The 5,211-nt window shown below is 68.0% G+C and carries 5 protein-coding genes; 1 reads left to right on the forward strand and 4 read right to left on the reverse strand.

Annotated features, from left to right (window positions below; translation table 11 throughout):
• Positions 1–869: homocysteine S-methyltransferase family protein (locus tag ACE3SS_RS14715; protein WP_374595237.1), on the reverse strand; the 869-nt coding region annotated here is incomplete at its 3' end.
• Positions 870–1,089: 220 nt separating this feature from the next.
• Between ACE3SS_RS14715 and ACE3SS_RS14720 the strand changes: the two genes are divergently transcribed.
• Complete coding sequence (locus ACE3SS_RS14720) at positions 1,090–3,228, forward strand: putative bifunctional diguanylate cyclase/phosphodiesterase (protein WP_374595239.1); 2,139 nt, start codon at positions 1,090–1,092, stop codon at positions 3,226–3,228.
• Positions 3,229–3,330: 102 nt separating this feature from the next.
• On the opposite strand, the gene ACE3SS_RS14725 is transcribed toward ACE3SS_RS14720, so the two are convergent.
• The 3 genes from ACE3SS_RS14725 to ACE3SS_RS14735 all read right to left on the reverse strand — a co-directional run.
• Positions 3,331–3,606, reverse strand: a complete 276-nt coding sequence (locus tag ACE3SS_RS14725) for a DUF3567 domain-containing protein (RefSeq protein WP_374595241.1) — start codon at positions 3,604–3,606, stop codon at positions 3,331–3,333.
• Between the two features lie 192 nt (positions 3,607–3,798).
• Positions 3,799–4,503 (reverse strand): hypothetical protein, encoded by a 705-nt coding sequence (locus ACE3SS_RS14730; RefSeq protein WP_374595243.1) that lies wholly within the window; start codon positions 4,501–4,503, stop codon positions 3,799–3,801.
• 584 nt (positions 4,504–5,087) lie between these two features.
• The coding region (locus tag ACE3SS_RS14735; protein ID WP_143329487.1) for a transposase at positions 5,088–5,211 on the reverse strand (124 nt) is incomplete at its 5' end.

A 5,211-nucleotide genomic window follows, 5' to 3' on the forward strand; every position in this document is an offset into this window, starting at 1 on the left:
GGGTTGGGCAGGCCGGCGTTGGGGTAGCACGAGATGAAGGTGTCGCCCGCGATCTTGCTCAGCTCTTCGATGTAGGGGCGCATCAGCGCCGCGCCGAGCGCGCAGTTGAGGCCGATGGCGATGGGCTTGGCGTGGCGCACCGAGTTCCAGAACGCCCCCACGGTCTGACCCGAGAGGATGCGGCCCGAGGCGTCGGTCACGGTGCCCGAGATGATGACGGGCAGGCGCTCGCCGGTGGCCTCGAACAGCTCGTCGATGGCGAAGATGGCGGCCTTGGCGTTGAGCGTGTCGAAGATGGTTTCGACCAGGAACAGATCCACGCCGCCTTCCAGCAACGCCTGGGCCTGCTCGTAGTAGGCCGCGCGCAGGGTGTCGAAATCGATGTTGCGCGCGGCGGGGTCGTTGACGTCGGGGCTGATGCTGGCCGTGCGCGGCGTGGGGCCGATGGCGCCGGCGGCGAAGCGCGGCTTGTCGGGCGTGCTGAACTTGGCGCAGGCCTCGCGCGCCAGCTTGGCCGCTGCCAGGTTCATCTCGCGGGCAAACGGCGCAAGGTCGTAGTCTTCTTGCGCCACGGTGGTGGTGCCGAAGGTGTTGGTCTCGATGATGTCGGCGCCGGCCCTGAGGTAGCCCTCGTGGATCTCACTGATCACCTCGGGCTTGGTCAGCACCAGCAGGTCGTTGTTGCCCTTGAGGTCCTTGTGATGCTCTTTGAAGCGCTCGCCGCGGTAGTCGGCCTCGGTGAGCTTGTAGCGCTGGATCATCGTGCCCATCGCGCCGTCGAGGATGGCGATGCGCTGGGCCAGGATGGCCGGCAGCTGGGCGGCGCGGGTGTAGGGGCGAGCGGGGTGGGCGGCGGGCTGGGCAGACATGCCACGATTGTAGGGATCGTCGCCCCCCCCCAAATAGTTCACGCTCGGCGGGCTCAACCGCCCGTCGCCCTCCTTCCGAAGGGGGGGAGGCTCTCAACTCCGCCCCCGATACGGCCGATAGCGAAATATCAACAACAGGTCGATCGAGCTGCCTGATCGTCCGCCGCGCGGGATGCCGTCGCACCCCGCCGCGGTCTCACCACATCGTGAGGGGGGCTTCGTGTCTGCTGCCGAATCTGTTGCCTTTGTCGCCCAGCGCTACCTGATCGTGCCGTCGCTCGTTGCGTTCGCGATCGCGGCGTTCAGCGTGTTCATGATGATCGAGATCGTCAAGCGCATCCGCGCCGCGGATCGCGAGATGGCCATCGGCTGGCTGCTCGCTGGCGGGCTGTGCGTCGGCACGGGCGTGTGGGCCGAGCACTTCGTCGGACTGCTGTCGCTCGACCTGCCCTTCAAGGTCGGCTTCGACGCGACCCACACCCTGCTGTCGTGGCTGCTCACCGTGATGGTGCTGACGCTGATCCAGGCGCAGCTCAGTCGCCCCGCGCTGGCCTGGTCGTGGCGCCTGTTCGGCGTGGTGGTGGCCGGCAGCGGCTTGAGTTGGATGCACTACCTCGGCGTGCAATCGCTGGCCATCGCCCCCGGCATCGAGTGGGACGCCGCGCACGCCTGGCTGCCCGCGGTCATCGCCCTTGGCGGCGGCGCCCTGGCCTCGATCAGCTTGCGCGGCGTGCTCGACAGCCCCGGCGCGGCGCCCCTGACGCGCCTCATCGTGGCCACCGCCACCTGCGGCGTGGTGCTGCGCTCGTTTCAGTGGACGATGCTGGCGGCCGTGCGCGTTCCGCCGGGCGCCCAAAGCGGCGCTGCCAACCAGCTCTCGGGCGAGGCGCTGGTCGATCTGGTGGCGTTCGCCTCGGCGCTGCTGCTGGTGGTGACCTACCTCACCGTCATGCTGGCCAAGCGGCTGCGGGTGCAAAACGACCACCTCAGCCACACCTTGCGCAGCGCGCATAGCGAGCTGGCGTCCAGCGCCTGGCGCGACGCCCTCACCCAACTGCCTAACCGCCAAGGTTTCGAGCACCAGCTCGGCAACTCCACCCAGTGGTGCGACGAGTTCAACGAGCCGCTCTCGGTGCTCTACATCAACCTCGACGGCTTCAAGATCGTCAACGACTCGTTCGGCCACGCCACGGGCGACGCGCTGCTGCAGCAGGCCGCGGGGCGGCTCGGGCGCCTGATCCGCCACGACGACCTGCTGGCGCGCGCGGCCGGCGACGAGTTCGTGCTGCTGCTGCGCGGCACGCAAGACCCGGCCGCCGTCGCGCAACTGGCGCAGCGCATCAGCGAGTCGCTCAGCCAGCCGTTCAAGCTCGACGGCCACGAGATCGAGCTGTCCTGCTCGATCGGCGTGGCGCTGTATCCGCAGGACGGCCCGGCCACGACCCTGATCGCCCGCGCCAACGCCGCGATGCAGACCGCCAAGCGGGCCGGCGGCGCCGCGCACTGCTTCTTCGAGCCCAGCATGCAAGAGGGCTGCGCCGATCAGATCGATCTGCAACGCGACCTGCGCCAAGCCATCGGCAAGCGCCAGCTGATGCTGTACTACCAACCCAAGCGCGACGCGCGCAGCGGCGAGATCAGCGGCGCCGAGGCGCTGCTGCGCTGGAAGCACCCGGCGCGCGGCATGGTCAGCCCCGGCGAATTCATTCCGGTGGCCGAGCGCTTCGGCCTGATCGGCGCGCTGGGCAACTGGGTGATCGACGAAGCCTGCCGGCAGCTCCGCGCCTGGCTCGATCAGGGCCTGCGCCTGCCCGTGGCCATCAACCTGTCGGTGCATCAATTGCGCCAACCCGATCTGGACGCGCGCATCCGCCATGCCTTGAAGCGACATCGCGTGCCGCCCGAGTTGCTGATCTGCGAGATCACCGAATCGGTGGCGATGGAAAACACCCAGGCCTCGATGCGTGTCTTCGAGCAACTCGCGGCCATCGGCGTGCAGTTGTCGATCGACGACTTCGGCACCGGTTATTCAAGCCTGAGCTACCTGCGCAAGCTGCCGGCCAGCCAACTCAAGATCGACCGCAGCTTCGTGCAAGACCTCGACAAGAGTCACGACGCCCGCGCCATCGTCGAGGCCGTGGTGCGCCTGGCGCACGCGCTCGGCCTGAGCGTGGTGGCCGAGGGCGTCGAGACGCGCGCGCAGCAAGACATCCTGCTCGAGCTCGACTGCGACGAGTTCCAGGGCTTCCTGTTCGCCCGCCCGATGCCCGCCGGCGATGTGCAGGAATGGCTGCGCACCAGCCCCCGCCCCGAAACCGCCTTGAGCGACCTGTTCTCGCACGTCCCGGCCATGGCCTGAGCGCGTCTGCCGGGTCGCGCGACGGACAAAAGAAAGGCGACTTCAACGAAGTCGCCTGCTCGATCACGTGCAACGGGCGCCTGGCCCGCGGGCCTCAAGGCTTCAATGCACCACCACCGGCTGCTGCGCCATCGACGCGTAGCGTTCGAGATAGGCATCGATCTCCTCGATCGAGGGCGACGATTCGATCAACGCCTCGACGCCCTCCTTGAAGCACTCGGCCATCGCGCCTTCGATATAGACCTCGCGGCGCGCGAACTTGTCCACGATCTCGTAGCCGGCGCGCGTGAGTCCCGGTGCCGTATCCACCTCAGGGATGGCACAAGGCAACTCGATGTGCACCACGGCGTAGTGATCCGAGTTGTAAAGCATTTGCATGGACAGTACTCCTTGACCTGATCTCTCAGGTGAGCGCGGCCTTGAGAAGTTTCAAGTGCCATCGTGATCAGGTGTTCGACGCCCCAGGGCAACTCTTGAGAGGCACAAGCCCTCAGACGCTCCTCGTGGGTGTGCCGGAATGCGCAGCTGGTTCCGGCTTGAGCCACAGCGCCGGACCAAAGCGGCAAGAAGTCACGAATCGTCGCGCGGCGCGGGCTCGAGCCGCTCCCACCGCAGCGGCTCGCCGCGCATCGACTGCACGCGCACGCGGCGCAGCCGATGCGGCGACGCGGCATCGAGCCACAACTCGGCCGTGAGGTCGTCGAACCGCGGCGCGCCGTCTGGACGACGCACCAGCCTGAGCGCGCCCGCATCGGCGTCCGGCTCGACAACGAAGGTCCACGACTCGACCACGCCGTGCACGCGCGCCACCGCCACGCTGAAGGCCCGGCCCGGCTCCGGCGCCGCGGGCTGCGCCGCCACGACGGCCCACAACTGCAGCCACCAGCTCAGGCCGTCCTGCATGCCGGCCACGCAGGGCGCGCGCGCCGTGACGGCCGAGAAGCTCACGGCCCCGCCGACGTCGTCGCATTGCAGGCTCACCGCCCGCGCGCCACGCCGCGCGCGGCGATCGACGAAGCGCTCGGGCAGCAGGCCGTGCGGGCTCACGCGGCCGCTGCTGGCCTGCTCGATCAACGCGGCGGCCGGCGGCGCCTCGCCCACCCAGCCCAGTTGCAATCGATAGCGCGCGTCGTCGTGCCACCAATCGAGCGCGGCTTCTCCCAGCCTTTGTTCTCCCCGCCAGACCTCCAGCGACAGCCGAGCGGTGTCCGGCAGGCGGGCGGCGTATTGCGGGGGTGGATCGCCTGGCGCCTCCGACGGCGGCGCGTGGCTCACGGCAACGGGCATCGTCGGTCGCGCAAGGCGCCCCGGACCGCGCGGCAGGACCGCCGGGCGAGCGGCGTGGATCGCGCCATCCCGGGAGGCTCGGCCCGGCACCACCTGCACGGCCGGCGCCATCGTTCGGCCGGGTCGCATCGACGTGGGCGCGCTGCCTCGTGCGCCCACCGGTGCCGGCCCCAGACACGACCAGAGCAGGCCATGCAGACCTGCGACGAACACCAGCAGCACCCCTGCGGCCAGCCACCGCTGACGCGGCATCGCGATACGCGCCACCATCCTCCCCTTGCTTCATCGAGCCTCACGCCACTCGGCGGCATTACATCCGGTAACGAAGGAACTACGACTCCCCTCGTAGGAGGGATTTCGGAGGCGGGTGCCCGCGTTTACAGTTCTTTTCAGTAGCTGTCACACGGAGGTTTCTCCATCGCTCTACGAGAGTCCGAATTTCGAGGGGTTGAAAAGCAAAATCAACTTGGTGTCGGTCACCGACCAGAGAATCAAAGCCAAGCCCCCGCCGGTCCCAACGATGTCCGTCACCGGACTTTAAAAGCCGCTCCTTCGAGCGGTTTTTTTTCGGTTCATCGAGGATTTCCGGGGAAGGCTGCGCGGATCTTGAGAAAGAAGTACTCCTCGTCGCGGTAGCCATAGGCCCGTCGTTTGATGACTTTGATCGTGTTGTTGATGCCTTCGACGACGCTAGTG

This window comes from Aquabacterium sp., assembly GCF_041915145.1.
Lineage (GTDB): Bacteria > Pseudomonadota > Gammaproteobacteria > Burkholderiales > Burkholderiaceae_C > Aquabacterium.

What these genes read in the sequence shown, in the direction of transcription:
- ACE3SS_RS14725 (WP_374595241.1), bottom strand. Translation starts at nt 3,606, where the DNA reads ATGCAAATGCTTTACAACTCGGATCACTACGCCGTGGTGCACATCGAG.